Here is a 16,765-nt window from a genome sequence, read left to right as displayed (position 1 = left end):
CAGCCCAGGCGGTCGTAGCGCGTTAGGGCTTGGCCGCGGCCATCCAGCGGCCGATCTTGCCGACCACCTCGGCCTCAATCCCGTTATAGCCGTGGTACGCCATGGCCTCACAGGGGTCGCCCCGGCTTTGGCCGCCGGTGAAGGTCAGCAGCTCGGCCTTGGGTGTTTTGGCGAGCTTGTTCATCAACTGGGGCATGTCACTGAAGGCGCAAAGTTTGCAGCCGTCTTGTTCGTGGTGAACCACCAGCACGGGAATCGTCAGTTTCTCCACCGGCATTTTGGGCACGGCGCGGCCGCTGTTGTCGGTCAGCATGGTGGACGTGAGCACGATGCCGTCGGGGCCGCCCTGCGCCGGCGTGGCCTCGGTGGCGATGTAGGCGGCTGACTGGGTGCCGCGGCTGGTGCCCACCAGCCACACAGGCACGGGCGCCTGCTGCTTGAGCCAGGCGATGACGGCCAGCACGTCGGCCGTGTGTTCGGGCGTTTGCCGGTTGCCCGACAGAAACGGCGGCGACTGTTTGTCTGACGGCGCGTCAATCACCGCGACCGCAAAACCGGCGTCTGCAAACTGCTGGCGCGTGCGCACAAGGAAGTTGCCGCCCCGAGTGAAACCACCGTTGTCATTGATTTGCAAACCGCCATGGCCGCCGGCGAACAGGATGACGGAGGCCTTGGGCGTGCTGTTCGGGTTGGTCGGGCTGGGGGATGCGGCCGGCGCGATGTAAACAATGCGCTGGGTGACGCCGGGGCGGGTGGGAATGTCGACCACGCGGGGTGTGCTTTGCGCCTGTGCGTTCCCGGCCACGGCCATGCACACCAGCAGGAGAGCGGGCAGTGCCTGGCGCAGCCACAGGTACCGTGCGGATGAATACGGTGTCATGGTTGGGTTTTTGTGAGGGCGTTCCGGGATTTATTGAAAAAAAATAGGGGGGAAACCCAATCAGGACGGGCGCAAGCAGCTATCAAATCCATAGCATGAATGGTGAGCGCTGCTGGCGTGCCGGCGCTTCATGGTGTCGTCGCGGTTTTGATCCACTGCACCACGGCTTCGCTGGCCACGACCGGCGTGGTGAGGTGGTTGGCCTTGACTTCGAGGTACTGGCTTTTGGGGTTGGCGGGCAGCTTGTTGACGAAATAGCTGCGGACGATGGGCTGCAGCCCGTCCATGTCCCCGACGACCGTGAGCACCGGCGTGGCCGCAGGGATGCGCGGGGCGCTGACGCCCATGTCGGCGTCGGACTCGGGGTCGAAATAGCTGAGGTAGTCTTTGGCGGTAGCCACCACGCTCAGCTGCTTGCCCTGGTTGATGTCGGAAAAGCGTTCACGCGAATCGCCCTTGCCGGCGGTGACCAGCTTGCGGGCTTCGTCCACGCTTTCGCGCACTGCGGTGTTTTGCGTGAAGACGTAGTAGCGCGCCGGCACATGGCCGGGCGCCAGCAGCACCAGCGCCTGCACGTCGCCGCCGCGCGCGGCAAAGCCCATGGCGGCGGGCACGCCTATGCTGTGGCCGGCGATCACGATCTTCGTGGCGCCCTGGCTGCGCAGGGCTTTGACATGCGTGGCCATTTCGGCCATGGCCTTGTCCCAGTTGCCGTCCAGGTAGCGGGTGCGCGACCAGGGCATGTCGGGGAAAAGCACCACCATGCCTGCGCCTTCCAGCACCGGCTTGATGCGGCTCATGTTGGGGTCGTTGTTGCTGCCGGGGTTTTTGCCGTGCAGCATCAGCACGCCGATTTTGGGGTTGCCGTCTTGTGCGTGGACGGCGCCGGCCAGCAGGGCTGACGCAAAAAGAAGGCCAGTGGCCACAAGGTGCTGGAAATGTCTGCGGCGCATAAAGCCTTTCGGGCGGTGGCTGGTGGGGCGGGTTGGATCGAGGTCGGGCCCAATATAACCCCGGCAAACCGCCGCGACAGCCGGGTTTGCACGCAGGGGCGGGGCTTCCTACAATGGCACGATGAACGCCGTCATGCCGCAAACCACCCCCAACGCCCCGGCAACGCCCTTGCTGGCCAGTGAACCTGACCGCGCGGCTTACCGCGACTACGCGCAGCCCGGCCTGGACCGTGTACGCACGTTCTACCGCAACAACCACCAGAACCAGACCTACGATTTTGTGCAGCGCAAAAAAGCCGAGTGGCTGGCGTTTTCGCAGCGCGAGATGACGCCGTGGGCCGCGCTGGAATTCCTCAACACGCTGGTGGACGAATCGGACCCGGACATCGAGCTGCCGCAAATCAGCCACCTGCTGCAAACTGCCGAGGCGATTCGCGCCGACGGCCACCCCGACTGGTTTGTGCTGACCGGTTTCATTCACGACCTGGGCAAGGTGCTGTGCCTGTTCGGCGAGCCGCAGTGGGCCGTGGTGGGCGACACCTTCCCCGTGGGCTGCAGGTTTTCAGACCGCATCGTCTACCCCGAATACTTTGACCTGAACCCCGACAGTACGGACGCGCGCTACAACAGCGAGTACGGTGTGTACGCCCCCGGCTGCGGGCTGGACGCGGTGCACATGTCTTGGGGCCACGACGAATACCTGTACCAGCTGCTGAAAACGCACCTGCCGCTGCCGGCGCTGTACATGATTCGCTACCACTCGTTCTACGCCTGGCACCGCGAGGGTCAGTACGGCCACCTGACGGACGCGCAGGATGCGGCGCACCTGGAATGGGTGCAGAAGTTCAACCCCTACGACCTCTATTCCAAGAACGACAGGCCGCCGGTGCTGGCCGAGCTCAAACCGTATTACGACGATTTGATGGCGAAGTACCTGCCGGCGCAGCTCAAGCTGTAGCCGTTCCGAAGGCGGTAAAACCGCTTTTTCTCAAGGAAAAAAGGCCTGTAAGCCTTTAGGAATGTGCGCAAGCAGCTCCTGAAAAGATAGCGCTGCTCAGTTCTCGTCGTCGCTGTTGCGGCCGCGGCTGCTGCGCCAGATGGCCCGCACCAGCCACAGGCCGCCGGCCATGGCGCCCATAAAACCGACAAACCCGAACGCCGGCAAACCAAACAGCGTGGGGCCGCCCTTGACGGTCATGACGATGGACGAGCCGATGATGAGCGCCGAAATCACCAGGGCCATGGCCAGCCGGTTGGCGGCGCGGTCGAGCTGGTCGCCCACGCGTTTGAGGTGGGCCAGCTCGATGCCTACCTGCACGCGGCCGCGGCGCGCGTTGCGCAGCAGGCGCGTCAAGTCGTGCGGCAGCTGGCCGGCCAGCGCCATCGCGCGGCTCAGTGTTTGCCAGCCGCGGCTGGCAAGTGCCGCGGGTTCGTAACGCGCGCGCACCATTTGCTGCAGCAGCGGGGTGGCTTCGGTGGCCATGTGAAAGCCCGGGTCCAGGCCGCGGCCCATGCCTTCGAGCGAGATAAAGGCCTTGATCAGCAGCGCCAGGTCGGGCGGCAGGCCCAGGTGGTGGTCGCGCAGGATGGCGGTGACGTCGGACAGCATTTGCCCCAGGCTGAGCTGGGCCAGCGGGGTGCTGTGGTACTGGTCGACAAAGGCTTCAATCTCGCCCTCCAGCTGGGAGAGGTTGGTGCCATGCTCGTCACTCGTCCAGTCGAGCAGCACGTCGGCCACGGCCTGCGGCTGGCGTTCGACCAGGCCCAGCAGCAGTTGCAGCAGCTCTTCGCGCCGCCGCTCGGTCAGGTGGCCGATCATGCCGAAGTCGATAAAGGCGATGCCGTTGCCGGGCAGGTAAAACACGTTGCCGGGGTGCGGGTCTGCGTGGAAAAGGCCGTCTTCCACAATCATTTTCAGCACGGCGTGGGCGCCGCGGCGGGCAAGTTCGCTGCGGTCAAAGCCGGCTTCGGGCGTGAGCTGGTCCAGCGCACTGCCGGGCACGCCGTCGACCAGGTCCTGCACGTTGATGCGCAGGCCAGTGTGGGCCCAGTGCACGCGCGGGATCACGATGTAGGGCAGCGACGCCATGTTGAGGGCGATGCGCTCGGCATGGCGGCATTCGGCGGCTAAATCGAGCTCGCGGCGCAGCGACTTGGCGAGCTCGCGCACCAGCTGCCGCGGGTGGTAGGGCTTGAGCGCGGACAGCTCGGCTTCGGCCAGCGAGGCCAGCCGGTCCATCAGGCGCAGGTCGGCGTCGATGACTTCAGTGATGCCGGGGCGGCGGATCTTGACGATGACTTCAGTGCCGTCATGCAGCTGCGCACGGTGCACCTGCGCAATCGAGGCGGCGGCCAGCGGCGTGGTGTCAAAGCGGGCAAAGACGGCCTCGGGCTCGCCACCCAGGTCTTCGCGCAGCTGCGGCAGCAACAGCGCCAGCGGCACGGGCGGAACATGGCTGTGGAGTTTTTCGAACTCGGTGATCCATTCGGGGCCGAACAGGTCGGCGCGGCCGGCAAGCACCTGCCCAAGCTTGACGAAGGTGGGGCCCAGCTCTTCAAGCGCCAGGCGCACCTGCTCGGGCGGGCTGATGCGGGCAAGGTCGGCCACGTGGCCCCAGTGCAGCGCATGGCCGGCACGCTCGAGCTTGTCGGCCAGGCCGAGCCGCCGCACGCTGTCGCCAAAGCCGTGGCGAATCAGCACACCGGCGATTTCCGCCAGGCGTGCCATGTCGCGCGCGGCACCGAAGGTCTCGATCAACATCGAATGATGATAGCCCTGAGTTGTGTTGCCGGGCTTGCCTTTTGTCAATTGCGGGGCAAGTGCGGCGGGTTTTCTGGCGGGTGCTATTTGCGGGCTGCTGCGGCGGAAGCGCCGGTTTTTTCCTTCTTGTCGGGCAGCTCGATCTTCACTTCCAGCACATCCAGGTTGTCCTGCCGCTCCAGGTGCAGCTTGATGTCGTGTGGGTCGATGCGGATGTACTTGGCGATCACGGCGATGAGGTCGCGCTGCAGCGCGGGCAGGTAGTCGGGCTCATGGCCGCGCCCTGTGCGCTCGTGCGCCAGGATGATCTGCAGCCGCTCCTTGGCGACGTTGGCAGTTTTTTTCTTTTCGCCGAGAAAAAAGGACAGGAAGGACGCCATCGTTTTACTTCCCCCCGAACCAGCGCTTGAAGAGGCCGGGTTTTTGCGCGTCGATGAAACGCATGGGCTTGTCCTTGTCGCCGAGGAAACGGTCGACCACGTCCTTGTAGGCTTCGGACACATCGCTGCCGTTCATGTGCACGGCCGGCACGCCCTGGTTGGAGGCTTGCAGCACGGATTCGGATTCGGGGATGACGCCGATGAGCTTGATGCGCAGGATGTCCTGGATGTCTTCCAGCGAGAGCATCTGCCCCTGGTCAACGCGGCCCGGGTTGTAGCGCGTGATGAGCAAATGCTCCTTGATGGCGTCACCGCCGTCGATGGCGCGTTTGGTCTTGCTTGAAAGCATGCCGAGGATGCGGTCGGAGTCGCGCACCGAGGAGACCTCGGGGTTGGTGACGATGAGGGCTTCATCGGCAAAGTGCATGGCCATGAGCGCGCCGGTTTCAATGCCGGCGGGGGAGTCGCAGACGATGTACTCGAAGTCCATCTCGCCCAGGTCTTTGAGCACTTTCTCCACGCCGGCTTTTGTCAGTGCGTCCTTGTCGCGGGTTTGCGAGGCGGCCAGCACAAAGAGGTTGTGGCACTGCTTGTCTTTGATGAGCGCCTGGTTGAGCGTGGCTTCACCCTGTATGACGTTGATGAGGTCGTACACCACGCGGCGTTCGCAGCCCATGATGAGGTCGAGGTTGCGGAGGCCCACGTCGAAGTCGATGACCGCGGTTTTATGCCCGCGCAAGGCGAGGCCGGTTGCAAAGCTGGCACTGGTGGTGGTTTTGCCCACGCCGCCCTTGCCGGAGGTGACCACAATGATTTTTGCCATCAGATAAAAGTCCTTTTGAAAACGGGAACGGGTATGCCGGGTTTACACATGGGCGGCATGAAGGCGCAGGAACATACGTGGGTTGAAGGCTGCGTGCTCAAGCAGCCAGCACATTCATGACGAGCCGGTCGCCTTCCTGGCCTTCTTCGGCAGGCACCAGCCGCACTTGCGTGGGCTGGCCTGCCAGGCCTTCGGGCAGCGGGTGTTCGGCGGTGCGGTACACACCGGCAATCGAAATCAGCTCGGCTTCCAGCGCCAGCGAAAAAATGCGTGCCTCGGTGTTGCCGCGCGCGCCGGCCATGGCCTTGCCGCGCAGCGGCGCATACACATGGATGTGGCCGTCGGCAATGACTTCAGCGCCGGCGTTGACCATGGCCAGCACCACCAGGTCGCGGCCGCGTGCATACACCTGCTGGCCCGAGCGCAGAGGTTTGTCGACCACCAGGGCACCCAGCGGGGCGGCGGCGGGCGCGGCCACCACCACGGGCGGTGCTGGCTGTTGCGCCGGGGCTGCCGTAGCGGGGCGGTCAGGCAGCAGGTGGGCGTCGGGCACGGGCAGCAGCCCGGCCTGCAGCGCTGCCGCCATTTGCGCGGGGTTGCCGCCCTTCACGGAAAGCGGCACCAGCTGGTAGCTGCCCAGCAGGGTGATGAGGGCGGGGAAGTCGATGTCGCCCACCGCCCGTCCGCTGCGCGCGGCGGCGGACTGCAGGGGCGAGAGGTCGATCATCAGCGCGTCCTGGTCGAAAAAGTCGGGAATGTCGCCAAAGCGGGCCTGCAACTCTTGCGCGAGCGCGACAAGGTCGGTGGACTTGAGCAGCAAAGCCACCAGGGGCAGGTTGGCACTTTTGATTTCGAAGGTGGCGGGGGTGGTGGCCTGTATGGCAACAGTCATGGGTGGAAAGTCATGGGCAGAAGGACAACGGGCGACCGGTGCGAAAAATGAGGGCGAAGAAAGATGGCCGAGGGTAGCGTGCGAAGGGGCGGATTCGCACGCACGCTTTGTCGCACTTGTGAGCGTATGAAACGCTGGCCCGTGACTTGTGGCACGCTGGTGGTGGTGTTTGCGTGGCGCGGCAGCCCCGCTTTAAAGCAGCGCCGGCATTGAATGCGCGCGTCCCGTACCCATGTGCAGGGGTCATCAGCTCGTCATTACCCTGGACATTTCATGAACTTCCTGCCGCTGGCGCTTGTAACCGCGCTGCTCCATGTTTACATTGGTGCACGCCTTCTACCCGGGTTGGGGGCGTATCCCGCGGGGCAATGGCTGTTTGCCGCGGTCCTTGTGGTGTCGGCCTTTGTCATGCCGCTGGGGCTGATGGCCGGCCGTGTAGCCAAACAGCCTTTGGCCGATGTGCTGACCTGGGCGGGCCTGCTTTTCATGGGCCTGTTTTCGTCGCTGCTGGTGTTGACGGTGGCGCGTGATGCGGCACTGCTGGTGCTGTGGCTGGCCGATGCCGTGGCGCCCGGCCACCTGCCGCTGGCGTGGCTGCGCACGGTGTCGGCCGAGGCGGTGCCGCTGCTGGGCGGGCTGATCACCGTGCTGGGTTTTCTGAATGCGCGCCGCACAGCCGCCGTGGTGAAGGTGGATGTGCCCATCAAGGGCCTGCCCGCCGCACTGCAGGGGTTTACCGTGGCGCAGATCAGCGACATCCATGTGGGGCCGACCATCAAGCAGGCGTATTTGCGCCGCATTGTCGACAAGGTCAATGCGCTGGATGCCGATGTGGTGGCCATCACCGGCGACCTGGTGGACGGCAAGGTGAGCGAGCTGGCCTCGCACGTGGCGCCGCTGGCGGAGCTGCAGTCGCGCCACGGCACGTATTTTGTGACGGGCAACCATGAGTACTACTCGGGCGCGCATGCCTGGATTGACGAGCTGCGCCGGCTGGGCCTGACGGTGTTGCTGAACCAGCATGTGGTGATTCGACCGCCACTTCTTGCTGTGGGCCAGGACGCCACGCCGCTGGTGCTGGCGGGTGTGACGGACTACAGCGGCGGGCATTTTGACCCAACCCATCGCAGTGACCCGGAGGCGGCCCTGCGTGGTGCGCCGCTGGAGGCCGTGCGCGTGTTGCTGGCGCACCAGCCGCGCAGTGCGGCGGCGGCGGCCAAAGCCGGCTTTGACCTGCAGCTGTCGGGCCATACGCATGGCGGGCAGTTTTATCCGTGGAATCTGTTTGTGCGGTTTCAGCAGCCGTTTACCGCGGGCTTGCACAAGCTGCAGAACCTGTGGGTTTATACGAGCCGCGGGACGGGGTACTGGGGGCCGCCCAAACGGTTTGGGGCGCCTTCGGAGATTACTTTTTTGAGGTTGGTGGTGGGGTGAGGTTGTGTTGATTTTTAGGGCGTGATCTTTGCAGAGTGTTGCTGGCCGGGGGTAGCCCGGCGGCTACTCACTTTTCTTTTGCTTCGCCAAAAGAAAAGTAAGCAAAAGAAAAGGCGACCCTGCTGTCTGCGACCCCTGCGCTTCGCTCCGGGGCAACCTGCGGTGCTCGGTTCAGGCGGGGTCTCGCTCGAACTCGCTACGTTGCACTTCGCTCAGACAATCGCGATCCCTGATCCGCCTGAACCTGTGCTCCTCGGCGCATACAGAAGGGCTAATCGGGAGCGGGGACTGAAGACAAATACCAACTCCAATACCAATACCGACAAGGACACGCCATGGCGTGTCCTTGTTTCTTCTGGTGTTTGGTATTCCTCTCCCACCCCCTTGTGGATGCGCCGAGGAGCACAGGGCCAGACGGATCAGGGCAAAAACTTGTTTGAGCCGAAGGCGAGTTGTTTTTGACCCCGGCTGGACCGAGCACCGCAGGTTGCCCGTAGCGAAGCGCAGGGACGCAGGAACCAGGGTCGCCTTTTCTTTGCTTACTTTCTTTTGGCGAAGCAAAAGAAAGTGAGTTGCATGCCGGGCAACCCCCGGCCAGCAGCCCTCAGCAAAGAGCACACAGCTTGAACAACAACAGCAACATCGTCTACCCTCCACCCATGCCCCAAACCCAAACCCTCCGCCTGAACCCAGGCGACGACCTGCGAACAGCCCTGGATGCAGCATTCGCCCAGCTGCAGGCCGAGCAGAACACCCGCGCGGCTTGCGTCATCTCTGCGGTGGGGAGCCTGTCTCGCGCCGTGCTGCGCTATGCGGCCGAGCCGCAGGGGACGGTGCTGGTGGAACCGCTGGAACTGATCACGCTGTCGGGCACGTTGAGCCCTGACGGCGCGCACCTGCATGCCAGTGTGGCCAATGCGCGGGGAGAGATGTGTGGCGGCCATGTGATGCCGGGTTGTGTGGTGCGGACGACCGCTGAAATTGTGCTGGTGTCGCTGCAGGGTTGGGTGTTTGCGCGTGAGCATGACGCGCGTACCGGGTTCAAGGAACTGGTGGCGAAGCCGGCAACGCCCTGGTCTTGAAAGCAGGGGCCGCGTCTGTAGGCCGGCCCTGACAGCCGTGCTGGCGTCATGGCCATGGCGGGCGTGGAGGACAGGCGTAGAGTGGTGTTAGCGCATTACCACGCACGCAACCTACCAGCACCCAGTATCAAGGAGGCATGTTCATGTTGAAACAACCACCCTTTTCCGTCGCTTCCGTCGCCCTGCCGGGCGTTGTGTTGGCAATGGCCCTGACGCTTTTCACCGGACCACAGGCGGTAGCCCAGACATCGCAAACCACACAGCCGGCCGCGGCACCCGATACCGCAGTGCCGACGGCTCCCTTGAGGAATCCGATGAACCGCAACCCGGCGCGCCGGGCGTCTGAACCCGAAGCGCCGCCCCCGCCGCCGGATCCGCGTGACTCGACCATCCGTCCGGTGACGCCGCCCGGCAACGACGGCCGTGACGCGGTATCGCCCTCGCCGAATGCGACACCTGCGCCTGGTGCTGCGCCAACGCGGCCGCCTCTTGCCAAGCCCTGAGGCGGATTTGCTGCCTGTTTATAGCCCGTGAGCGGTATGGCGTGGCATCAGGGATGAATGCCAAATGACGCCCTGGCCCAACAGGGACAAGCGCAAGCAGCTATTAAATTGATAGTGGCTGACCGGCGGCAGCCTTCGGTGTGCGCGCCTTGCGGGCGCCGGCCGAGCTGCGGTTCTTCCGGTAGTAACGCTGCGGCGAATCTTTCTGCATCATCCGGCGGCGCAGGCGCGCGGGGTGAAAGACCTGTTCGTACTGCGTGAGCCAGCGCTGTTCGCTGGCGTCGGGTGAGGGGGCGGTCTGCCTGTCGGCGGCGGGGCCGAAGCGCAGTGAAGCCGGGGCGTCGGCCGGCTTGTGGCCTGGTCGTGTTTCTTCCGGGGGCAGCACCGGCGCAGCGTGCCGGCCGTGGCCGGAAGCCTGCGGGCCCAGGTAGTCGGACTCGACGCTGCATTGGGGCGTGAGGATGGCCCAGCGCATGTGGGCAAAGCGGCGGGCAAACAGCGGCGCCACGGCTTCAACGATGTGGTGTTCCGGCTCGAACCAGGCCACGTGCAGCGGGCCGCCTTGCGGGCGGGTTTTGAAGGTGTCGTCCTGCACCGAGTGAAAGCGCAGCTGGGCCTTCATTTTCTGCATGTCGTGGCGCACTTCTTCGGCCATTTGCCGGGCCTGCGCCATGTCGGTGTCGAGCTGGTTGTGCCGCAGTTCGGGCTCATGCACCAGACGCCACAGCAGGCGGTAGAGCAGGCTGAAGCGCTGCGGGTTGTTGTGCAGGATGACGGCCTGGCACAGGGTGAGAAATTCGGGTGGGACAGTGACGGTGGGTGCGTCGCTGAGTGCGGGGCTCTGCGCCGTGCCGGTGGGCGGCACGCCTTCAGCGGGCGTGGTGCTGCAATGCCAGATGACTTGCCCAGGCAGGATGTTCTGTGCCAGCAGGCCGCGTGCGGCACGGCGAAAGCCCTCGAGGTCCGTCTGCCCCTGCAGCGTGACAGGCAGCATGGCTTGTGGAAAGAGGTCGTTCGTCAGCAGGTCATTCATCACGCCCATGGACACATCCTTTCTTCTTTCTTCACGGTTCAGACCCTATGTTGCGGCGATGGGTTCCGCGGCGGGTGTAGGCAAAAGAGCCGTCTTCCTGGGTGCGGGCGGCGCATTGCCAGGACAGAAAGCCCGAATTCACTGTATTAATATACAGTGTTTTGGTGATTCAGGTGTGAAAGTGAGGCAAAAATCCCGGGCCTTTTGTGGCTTTGTCGCCTAAATCAGCCTGAACCCAGCCCAAAAGGGTCTGGCTGGCGGCAACGGTGCCAAACGTGCTGCAGCGTGCGCTTTTTGACCTGGACGGGGGTGGCGTCAGCGCTTTTTGTGGGCCCGCCGCAGCTTTTTGGCGTGGGTTTCCATGGCGAGATACGCCACAACGGCCGCGGTCAGCGGCACCAGGTAATAGATCACGCGGTAAGCCACCAGCGCGGCCAGCAGTTCGTACTGCGGCATCTCGTGCGACAGCAGGGCGACGAACACGGCCTCCAGCACGCCGAGGCCGGCCGGCACATGGGTGATCACGCCGGCAATGGCCGCCAGCAGCAGCACGCTGACGACGGCGGAAAACTCGATGCGGTGCTGCAGCAGGATGAAAATAATGCCCGACATGATGAGCCAGTTGCCGGCGCCCATCAGCAGCTGCAGGCCGGCCAGCCGCACGGAGGGCAACACCACCTCATGGCCGCGCAGCCGCAGCATGCGCCGGCGGGAAAACGCGCAAATGCCGAGATAACCCGCAACAACCGCCAGCAGCACCGCACCGATCAGACGCAGGGAGTTGGTGGTGACAGGCCAGTCCAGGGGCAGGGTGGGCGGCTGCAAGGCAAACACCGCGCCGGCGAGCAGCAGGTACCCCATCCAGTTGGTCAACATGCTCAGCGACATGATGCGGGTGATGGCGCCGTTGCCCAGGCCCAGGCGTGAATAGAGGCGGTAGCGAAAAGCCACACCGCCCACGAGGGAGCCGAGGTTGAGGTTGAAGGCGTAGCTGACGAAGGTCACTGCCATCACGGTGGGGGCGCGCAACGGGTGGCGGGTGTAGTGGCGGCCCAGCAGGTCGAAGGTGCTGTAAAGCGTGAAGCTGGCCACGGCTAAAAGCACGGCGCCCCAGGCGGCGGTGAGGGGGTAGTCCTCCAGCGCGGTGAGGACCTGGGACCATTCAATCTTGCGAGCCTGCGAGAACAGCAGGCTGGCGATGAGCAGAAAGAACGCGGCGGTGGCGCCGTGCCTGAGCCATGGCCACCAGGCCTTTTTTTTCGGCACGGCGGGCTGGGGCTTGCCGTGCCGCCCGGGCGGGCGGGGAGGATGGGGCGTGGGCAAGGTGCGGCTTTCGGCCATCACGCGCTCAAATGGGTCTGGCCTGGTGCTGTTGGGGCTCGCGCTGATCGGGCGTGGCCACTTCGGCGGGCGTGATGCGTGGCGCGTGCGCCGGCAGCCAGCCGGCCCAGGCGGGGTAGCGGCGCAGCAGGTGAAAGACAAAGTAGCTGCGCAGCGTGCGCCACCACGTGGGCTTCACCAGGTCCTGGCGGCCTATCTCTTTGCAGCTGTGCTGCATCAGGTGGTCCAGCCGCGTGCCCAGGTCGTTGTTGAAGGTGCGGTCGCGGATCATGACGTTGGCCTCGAGGTTGAGCGCCAGGCTCAGCGGGTCCAGGTTGCTGGAGCCCACGGTGGCCCATTCGTCGTCGATCACGGCCACCTTGCCGTGCAAGGGGCGGTCGCAGTATTCGTAAATGCGCACACCCGCGTCCAGCAGGTGGTGGTAGAGCATGCTGGCGGCGGTCTTGACGATCGCCATGTCGGGCTCGCCCTGCAGGATGAGGTGCACGTCCACACCGCGCCGCGCGGCGTGGCGCATTTCCCTGAGCAGCCGGTAACCGGGAAAGAAATACGCGTTGGCGATCACGACACGCTGGCGCGCCGTGCGGATGGCGGCGCGGTAGTGGCGCTCGATGTCGTTGGTGTGTTTGCGGTTGTCGCGCGTGACAAAAAGCGCCGCGGCGTCGCCCGCCGGCGCGGGCACGTCGTCCCTGCGCCATGTGCCGGCCACGGAACGGGCGCGTTCGGAAAACCGTTCACGCAAGCCCGTGGGCGGCTCGGCGCCGGCATTGCGCTGCCCCGCCGCCAGGGCCCTGCGCACAAAGCTGTGGATGTCGGCCACGAGGGGACCTTCGATCTCGACGGCATAGTCCTGCTTGGCCTGCGGGCCGAAGTCGGCCAGGTGGTCCGCCGAATAGTTGATGCCGCCGACGAAAGCACGTTCGCCATCGACGACCACAATCTTGCGGTGCATACGGCGAAACAGGTTGGTGCGCCAGCCCCACAGCCTGGGCCCCGGGTCAAACACATGCACGCGCACGCCGGCCCGCGTCAGGGTGGAAATGAATTCAGGTGACAGGTCCGGAGAGCCGTAGCCGTCAATCGTCAGGTCGATCTGCACGCCGCGCCGCGCCGCCTGGTGCAGGGCCGCGTGCAGCTCTTCACCGACCTTGTCTTCAAACAGGATGAAGGTTTCCACCACCACCTCGCGTTTGGCCGCGGCAATGCACTCAAAGACGCGCGGGAAAAACTCCTCGCCGTTTTCAAGCAGCTGGAACTGGTTGCCGCTTACCCAACGACTCATGTTCAGAGCTCGATTTCTGCCGCAAGGGGCGCGTGATCTGACAGGTGTGACCAGGGCCGCAGAGGCAGCACCACCGGTGCGTGGCCGATGGCGTTGCGCACATAGATGCGGTCCAGCCGCAGCAGGGGCAGGCGTGCGGGAAAGGTGCGCGCCGCCTTGCCGTTGGCCTGCACAAACACCTCATGCAGCTCGGCGCCTTTTTCCAGCCGGGCATGGGCGCGGTGCCGCCAGTCGTTGAAGTCCCCGGCCACCACGACGGGCGCGTGCGGCGGAATGTTGTTGCGCACCAGTTCGCACAGCATGTCCATTTGCTGCTCGCGGTGCGCTTCCATGAGGCCCAGGTGCACGCAGACGGCGTGCACGTTCACGCTGCGGCCGGGTATCTGCAGTTCGCAATGCAGCAGCCCACGGCGCTCGGGCCCGCTGATGGACACGTCGAGGTTTTCAAAACGCACGATGGGGAACTTGGACAACACGGCATTGCCGTGGTGCCCGTTGGTGTAGACCGCGTTGCGGCCGTAGGCGAACTGCGGCCAGATGGTGTCGGCCAGGAATTCGTAGTGCGGCGTTTCCGGGTAGTTGTCGAACTTGTCCTGGTGCTTGACGTGGTTGCCCGTTACTTCCTGCAAAAACACCACGTCCGCCCCGACGCCGCGAACGGCTTCGCGCAGCTCGGGCAGGATGAATTTTCGGTTGAAAAAGGTAAAGCCCTTGTGGATGTTGACCGTGAGTACCTTGAACGAGAACGAAGATTCGGGGCTGACCGCTGCAAGTGCAGTCTGCGTGTCGGCCTCGACGGCCTCCATATCGATCAGCGTGGCGGCTTCAGGAGAGCGGGTGGGCACGGCGACAGACAGGGCATCCGGCCCGCGGCGCGAAGCTGAAGAAGGCGATGGCGAAGGGGATTCGGGTGTGGAAGTCGGCATAGGAAAGATAAGCGAGTAGGCCCAGACAGGCAGGCGGAAAGGGCGCAGGACAGGCCTTGGCACCCATTGTTATTCTGCGCCCGGGGAGTGACTGTAGGACAGTAACTTATTTGCGGCAGGGCGCGGCGTACGCAAGCGCCTGGGACGTGCCTTTGGCCACAGCCCGCGGGCGCAGTGTCCTACATGGCGCGGGGGGCCTCTCCGATAAGGCAGGCGGGCCCGGCCCGCTAGATTGAATTCAACGTTAGCCCCGATGAAGTGGCAGGCGTGTTTTTTCAACCCAGCCTACGAGCACAACCCAAGGAACTACTCCCATGTTCAAAACCCCCTCTTCCATGAAGACCCTTTCCCTTGCAGCTGCCATGACGGCCGCACTGATGTTTGGCGCAGCCGCACACGCGCAGACCGATCCTGCGGGCAAACCAGGCGACAGCTCGGGTTCGGTCTCCACCGGTGCAACCGCCAAGACGCCTGAGCAGCGTGACGCCGCCAAGTCCGAAAAACAGGCAGCGAAATCCGACAAGAAGCAGGTCAAGGCCGCCAAACGCGCTGCACGCAAGAGCAAAGCCGCCACTGCCGGCGCTGCCCCCACGGATTCGGGCGGTACCAGCAAGTAAGGCCAGGCGCTGCCTTGGCGCCATGACAGTTTCAGGTTGAAGGTGCGCTGACGCGTTGCCATCACCCTTTTTGAAGGAGTTTGATATGTCCAAGTACTTTATGCGTTCCATTCCTGCGGCCGCTGCGTTGACCGCAGTCACGTTGTTCGGCTCTGCCGGCGCCTTTGCACAGGGCCTCGGTGTGGGTGTCGGCACCGGTGTAGGGGTCGGCGTCTCGGCCGGCCAGAACACCAATATCGACGCCGGTGTTCGCGCGAATGCCGCGGCAGGCGCTACCTCGGACTCCAGCGGACCCTCGGGATCTTCCAGCGGCAGGCTCGGTGCCGGCGCCAATGTCTCCGGCTCAGCCCAGGGGGACACCTCCGCAGGCAGCAGGGCCGCGGCCGCGGTGGACAACACTGCCCGCAGCACCGGACGGGCTGTAGCCCGCACCGGCAACGCCGTGAAGAGCGGCGCCAAGCGCACCTACAACAAGCTGGATAACGCTGCGGGCAGTGCCCGTGTCCAGGGCAGTGTTCAGGGTGATGCGGCCGTCGGCGGCACTTCGAAGTAAGGGCAGGCAAGGTGCGGGTGTAATCGCCGCAAGGTAGTTGCACCGCCACAAAGCCGGGCACGGGGTTCTACCTGCCCGGCTTTTTTCACGCCTGCGTTATTTGGGCCGGGGCTGCTGCAAGCCCTTGCCGGGCTGGGGTAGCTTCCCGGCCCGGAGTTCGGTGACAGCGGTGGCAACTGCCCTGGCCACGTTGCGGACTTCTTCCATCAGGGCTTTGTCTGCGTCCAGCGTGTCGTGGCTGGTGGCATAGGGTTCGTAGTAGCCGATGTACCGGTCCAGCCGGGCCTGGCTGCCGGCGTCGATCAGGCCCATCCAGTCCAGCCAGTCGCACAGGCTTCGGCGCGCGCCCTCGATCCCGGCCACGTCGCCATGCACCACGACACCGTACGCGCGGCCGGCCAGGTGCTTGGGATAGTCCCAGCCTTTCATCTCCAGCGCCTTGGCTTCCTCCGGCTTTTTGCCGTGGGTGGTGGTGGGGTCGGGGTTGCCGCCGTCGGCACACACCAGGCGGTCGATCATGAGCTTGAGCGGGCTGGGTGACTGGTACCAGTACACGGGCGTGAGGATGATGACGGCATGCGCAGCCGTCCAGCGTTCGTAGATCTCGGCCATCCAGTCGCTGGTTTGCCCCAATGCATGGTTGGGGTAGCAGCTGCAAGGCCAGTGGCACAGCGGCATGGCGGTCGACACGCAGCCTTTGCAGGGGTGAATGTTGAGGCGGTAGCTGGAGGTGAGCAGGCTGAGGTCCAGCACATCGGGATTCATGCCTGCCTCTTGGAGGGTGGTCTTCGCGCTGTTGAGCAGGCGCCAGGTCTTGGAGATTTCGCCGGGGCAGGTGCCGTCGTTGCGGGCGGAGCCGCACACCAGCAGCACGCGGGAAGGCGTGGCCGGGTCTTTCCAGGCCGCCTGCGCTTTGGCCAGGCGTTCGCGGGTTTCCAGCCATTCGACGGACAGGTCGTAGTCGGGGTCGGAAAATTCTTCCCCGGCCTTGCGCGTGTGGGGCGCCTTGCGGCCCTCCTGGTAGGCATCCCAGGCCACGCTTTCAAGCCGGGCCAGGGCTTCGTCTTCCTGCCGGAATGCCGGGTCGACAAAAGATTGCATGAAGCGTTCGTGGAACGCGTCGCGTGAAAGGACGGCCGGTGCCTGGCCTTTGCGTACCGTGGTCATCTGCCGAGTCTAGTGACCCTGCAGGGCTTGAACCGGGGGTTTCGATGCCGTCCTACGCGGACTTTCGGCGCCGTCTGGCGAGCTGCGGTTTTTGGTAAAAATGGCCTGTAATCCTTATGTAAGCAGCGCAGACAGCTA

Annotated in this window: 17 protein-coding genes; 6 read left to right on the top strand and 11 right to left on the bottom strand. The window is 64.6% G+C overall.

Annotated elements, in window-relative coordinates; translation table 11 throughout:
- Positions 1-22: 22 nt before the first annotated feature.
- Positions 23-880: an alpha/beta hydrolase gene (locus AC1DVV_RS20835; protein WP_477701570.1), complete on the bottom strand. Its 858-nt coding sequence runs from the start codon at positions 878-880 to the stop codon at positions 23-25.
- A gap of 128 nt (positions 881-1,008) precedes the next feature.
- A complete protein-coding gene (locus tag AC1DVV_RS20830) occupies positions 1,009-1,833 on the bottom strand; it encodes a DUF1749 domain-containing protein (protein WP_477701569.1) in 825 nt (274 codons plus the stop codon).
- Positions 1,834-1,954: 121 nt separating this feature from the next.
- On the opposite strand from AC1DVV_RS20830, the gene AC1DVV_RS20825 reads away from it, so the two are divergent.
- Positions 1,955-2,791 carry an inositol oxygenase family protein gene (locus AC1DVV_RS20825; RefSeq protein ID WP_477701568.1) on the top strand — a complete coding sequence of 279 codons (837 nt, stop codon included), beginning with the start codon at positions 1,955-1,957 and terminating at the stop codon, positions 2,789-2,791.
- 96 nt (positions 2,792-2,887) lie between these two features.
- Here AC1DVV_RS20825 and AC1DVV_RS20820 read toward each other — a convergent pair whose 3' ends face one another.
- From AC1DVV_RS20820 to minC, 4 genes are all read right to left on the bottom strand, one after another.
- On the bottom strand, positions 2,888-4,594 hold the full coding sequence (locus AC1DVV_RS20820; protein ID WP_457281880.1) for an ABC1 kinase family protein: 1,707 nt from the start codon (positions 4,592-4,594) through the stop codon (positions 2,888-2,890).
- An 83-nt stretch (positions 4,595-4,677) separates the two neighbouring features.
- Entirely contained in the window at positions 4,678-4,974 is a 297-nt protein-coding gene (gene minE / locus AC1DVV_RS20815; protein WP_457281879.1) for a cell division topological specificity factor MinE, read from the bottom strand.
- Between the two features lie 4 nt (positions 4,975-4,978).
- On the bottom strand, positions 4,979-5,797 hold the full coding sequence (minD, locus tag AC1DVV_RS20810; protein WP_348046637.1) for a septum site-determining protein MinD: 819 nt from the start codon (positions 5,795-5,797) through the stop codon (positions 4,979-4,981).
- A 97-nt stretch (positions 5,798-5,894) separates the two neighbouring features.
- Positions 5,895-6,689: a septum site-determining protein MinC gene (minC, locus tag AC1DVV_RS20805; RefSeq protein WP_457281878.1), complete on the bottom strand. Its 795-nt coding sequence runs from the start codon at positions 6,687-6,689 to the stop codon at positions 5,895-5,897.
- A gap of 273 nt (positions 6,690-6,962) precedes the next feature.
- Between minC and AC1DVV_RS20800 the strand changes: the two genes are divergently transcribed.
- The 3 genes from AC1DVV_RS20800 to AC1DVV_RS20790 all read left to right on the top strand — a co-directional run bounded on the left by AC1DVV_RS20800 (position 6,963) and on the right by AC1DVV_RS20790 (position 9,708).
- Positions 6,963-8,123 (top strand): metallophosphoesterase, encoded by a 1,161-nt coding sequence (locus tag AC1DVV_RS20800; protein WP_477701567.1) that lies wholly within the window; start codon positions 6,963-6,965, stop codon positions 8,121-8,123.
- A gap of 659 nt (positions 8,124-8,782) precedes the next feature.
- Positions 8,783-9,205 (top strand): PPC domain-containing DNA-binding protein, encoded by a 423-nt coding sequence (locus AC1DVV_RS20795; RefSeq protein WP_477701577.1) that lies wholly within the window; start codon positions 8,783-8,785, stop codon positions 9,203-9,205.
- A 143-nt stretch (positions 9,206-9,348) separates the two neighbouring features.
- Positions 9,349-9,708 carry a hypothetical protein gene (locus AC1DVV_RS20790; RefSeq protein ID WP_477701566.1) on the top strand — a complete coding sequence of 120 codons (360 nt, stop codon included), beginning with the start codon at positions 9,349-9,351 and terminating at the stop codon, positions 9,706-9,708.
- A gap of 103 nt (positions 9,709-9,811) precedes the next feature.
- On the opposite strand, the gene AC1DVV_RS20785 is transcribed toward AC1DVV_RS20790, so the two are convergent.
- The 4 genes from AC1DVV_RS20785 to AC1DVV_RS20770 form a co-directional block, all read right to left on the bottom strand.
- Entirely contained in the window at positions 9,812-10,750 is a 939-nt protein-coding gene (locus AC1DVV_RS20785) for a TIGR03915 family putative DNA repair protein (RefSeq protein ID WP_477667028.1), read from the bottom strand.
- 306 nt (positions 10,751-11,056) lie between these two features.
- On the bottom strand, positions 11,057-12,082 hold the full coding sequence (locus AC1DVV_RS20780; RefSeq protein WP_477667027.1) for a lysylphosphatidylglycerol synthase domain-containing protein: 1,026 nt from the start codon (positions 12,080-12,082) through the stop codon (positions 11,057-11,059).
- A 7-nt stretch (positions 12,083-12,089) separates the two neighbouring features.
- Complete coding sequence (gene clsB, locus AC1DVV_RS20775) at positions 12,090-13,364, bottom strand: cardiolipin synthase ClsB (RefSeq protein ID WP_457281873.1); 1,275 nt, start codon at positions 13,362-13,364, stop codon at positions 12,090-12,092.
- Between the two features lie 2 nt (positions 13,365-13,366).
- Positions 13,367-14,170, bottom strand: coding sequence for an endonuclease/exonuclease/phosphatase family protein (locus AC1DVV_RS20770; RefSeq protein WP_457282084.1), 804 nt, complete (start codon positions 14,168-14,170; stop codon positions 13,367-13,369).
- Between the two features lie 434 nt (positions 14,171-14,604).
- Between AC1DVV_RS20770 and AC1DVV_RS20765 the strand changes: the two genes are divergently transcribed.
- Both AC1DVV_RS20765 and AC1DVV_RS20760 read left to right on the top strand, forming a co-directional pair.
- Positions 14,605-14,907, top strand: coding sequence for a hypothetical protein (locus AC1DVV_RS20765; protein WP_457281872.1), 303 nt, complete (start codon positions 14,605-14,607; stop codon positions 14,905-14,907).
- Positions 14,908-14,992: 85 nt separating this feature from the next.
- Entirely contained in the window at positions 14,993-15,460 is a 468-nt protein-coding gene (locus AC1DVV_RS20760; protein WP_477701565.1) for a hypothetical protein, read from the top strand.
- Between the two features lie 96 nt (positions 15,461-15,556).
- On the opposite strand, the gene AC1DVV_RS20755 is transcribed toward AC1DVV_RS20760, so the two are convergent.
- Complete coding sequence (locus tag AC1DVV_RS20755; RefSeq protein ID WP_477701564.1) at positions 15,557-16,627, bottom strand: flavodoxin family protein; 1,071 nt, start codon at positions 16,625-16,627, stop codon at positions 15,557-15,559.
- Between the last annotated feature and the right edge of the window lie 138 nt (positions 16,628-16,765).

It is taken from the genome of Polaromonas sp. P3_B4 (assembly GCF_056402835.1).
The sequence above is the reverse complement of the archived record's forward strand: the minus strand, read 5'-3'. Positions and strand labels throughout refer to the sequence as shown.

Bases quoted from the DNA above. Each gene is read 5' to 3' on its own strand.
- AC1DVV_RS20835 (WP_477701570.1), bottom strand. From the start codon at position 880: ATGACACCGTATTCATCCGCACGGTACCTGTGGCTGCGCCAGGCACTG.
- AC1DVV_RS20830 (WP_477701569.1), bottom strand. From the start codon at position 1,833: ATGCGCCGCAGACATTTCCAGCACCTTGTGGCCACTGGCCTTCTTTTT.
- AC1DVV_RS20825 (WP_477701568.1), top strand. From the start codon at position 1,955: ATGAACGCCGTCATGCCGCAAACCACCCCCAACGCCCCGGCAACGCCC.
- AC1DVV_RS20820 (WP_457281880.1), bottom strand. From the start codon at position 4,594: ATGTTGATCGAGACCTTCGGTGCCGCGCGCGACATGGCACGCCTGGCG.
- minE (WP_457281879.1), bottom strand. From the start codon at position 4,974: ATGGCGTCCTTCCTGTCCTTTTTTCTCGGCGAAAAGAAAAAAACTGCC.
- minD (WP_348046637.1), bottom strand. From the start codon at position 5,797: ATGGCAAAAATCATTGTGGTCACCTCCGGCAAGGGCGGCGTGGGCAAA.
- minC (WP_457281878.1), bottom strand. From the start codon at position 6,689: ATGACTGTTGCCATACAGGCCACCACCCCCGCCACCTTCGAAATCAAA.
- AC1DVV_RS20800 (WP_477701567.1), top strand. From the start codon at position 6,963: ATGAACTTCCTGCCGCTGGCGCTTGTAACCGCGCTGCTCCATGTTTAC.
- AC1DVV_RS20795 (WP_477701577.1), top strand. From the start codon at position 8,783: ATGCCCCAAACCCAAACCCTCCGCCTGAACCCAGGCGACGACCTGCGA.
- AC1DVV_RS20790 (WP_477701566.1), top strand. From the start codon at position 9,349: ATGTTGAAACAACCACCCTTTTCCGTCGCTTCCGTCGCCCTGCCGGGC.
- AC1DVV_RS20785 (WP_477667028.1), bottom strand. From the start codon at position 10,750: ATGGGCGTGATGAATGACCTGCTGACGAACGACCTCTTTCCACAAGCC.
- AC1DVV_RS20780 (WP_477667027.1), bottom strand. From the start codon at position 12,082: ATGGCCGAAAGCCGCACCTTGCCCACGCCCCATCCTCCCCGCCCGCCC.
- clsB (WP_457281873.1), bottom strand. From the start codon at position 13,364: ATGAGTCGTTGGGTAAGCGGCAACCAGTTCCAGCTGCTTGAAAACGGC.
- AC1DVV_RS20770 (WP_457282084.1), bottom strand. From the start codon at position 14,170: ATGGAGGCCGTCGAGGCCGACACGCAGACTGCACTTGCAGCGGTCAGC.
- AC1DVV_RS20765 (WP_457281872.1), top strand. From the start codon at position 14,605: ATGTTCAAAACCCCCTCTTCCATGAAGACCCTTTCCCTTGCAGCTGCC.
- AC1DVV_RS20760 (WP_477701565.1), top strand. From the start codon at position 14,993: ATGTCCAAGTACTTTATGCGTTCCATTCCTGCGGCCGCTGCGTTGACC.
- AC1DVV_RS20755 (WP_477701564.1), bottom strand. From the start codon at position 16,627: ATGACCACGGTACGCAAAGGCCAGGCACCGGCCGTCCTTTCACGCGAC.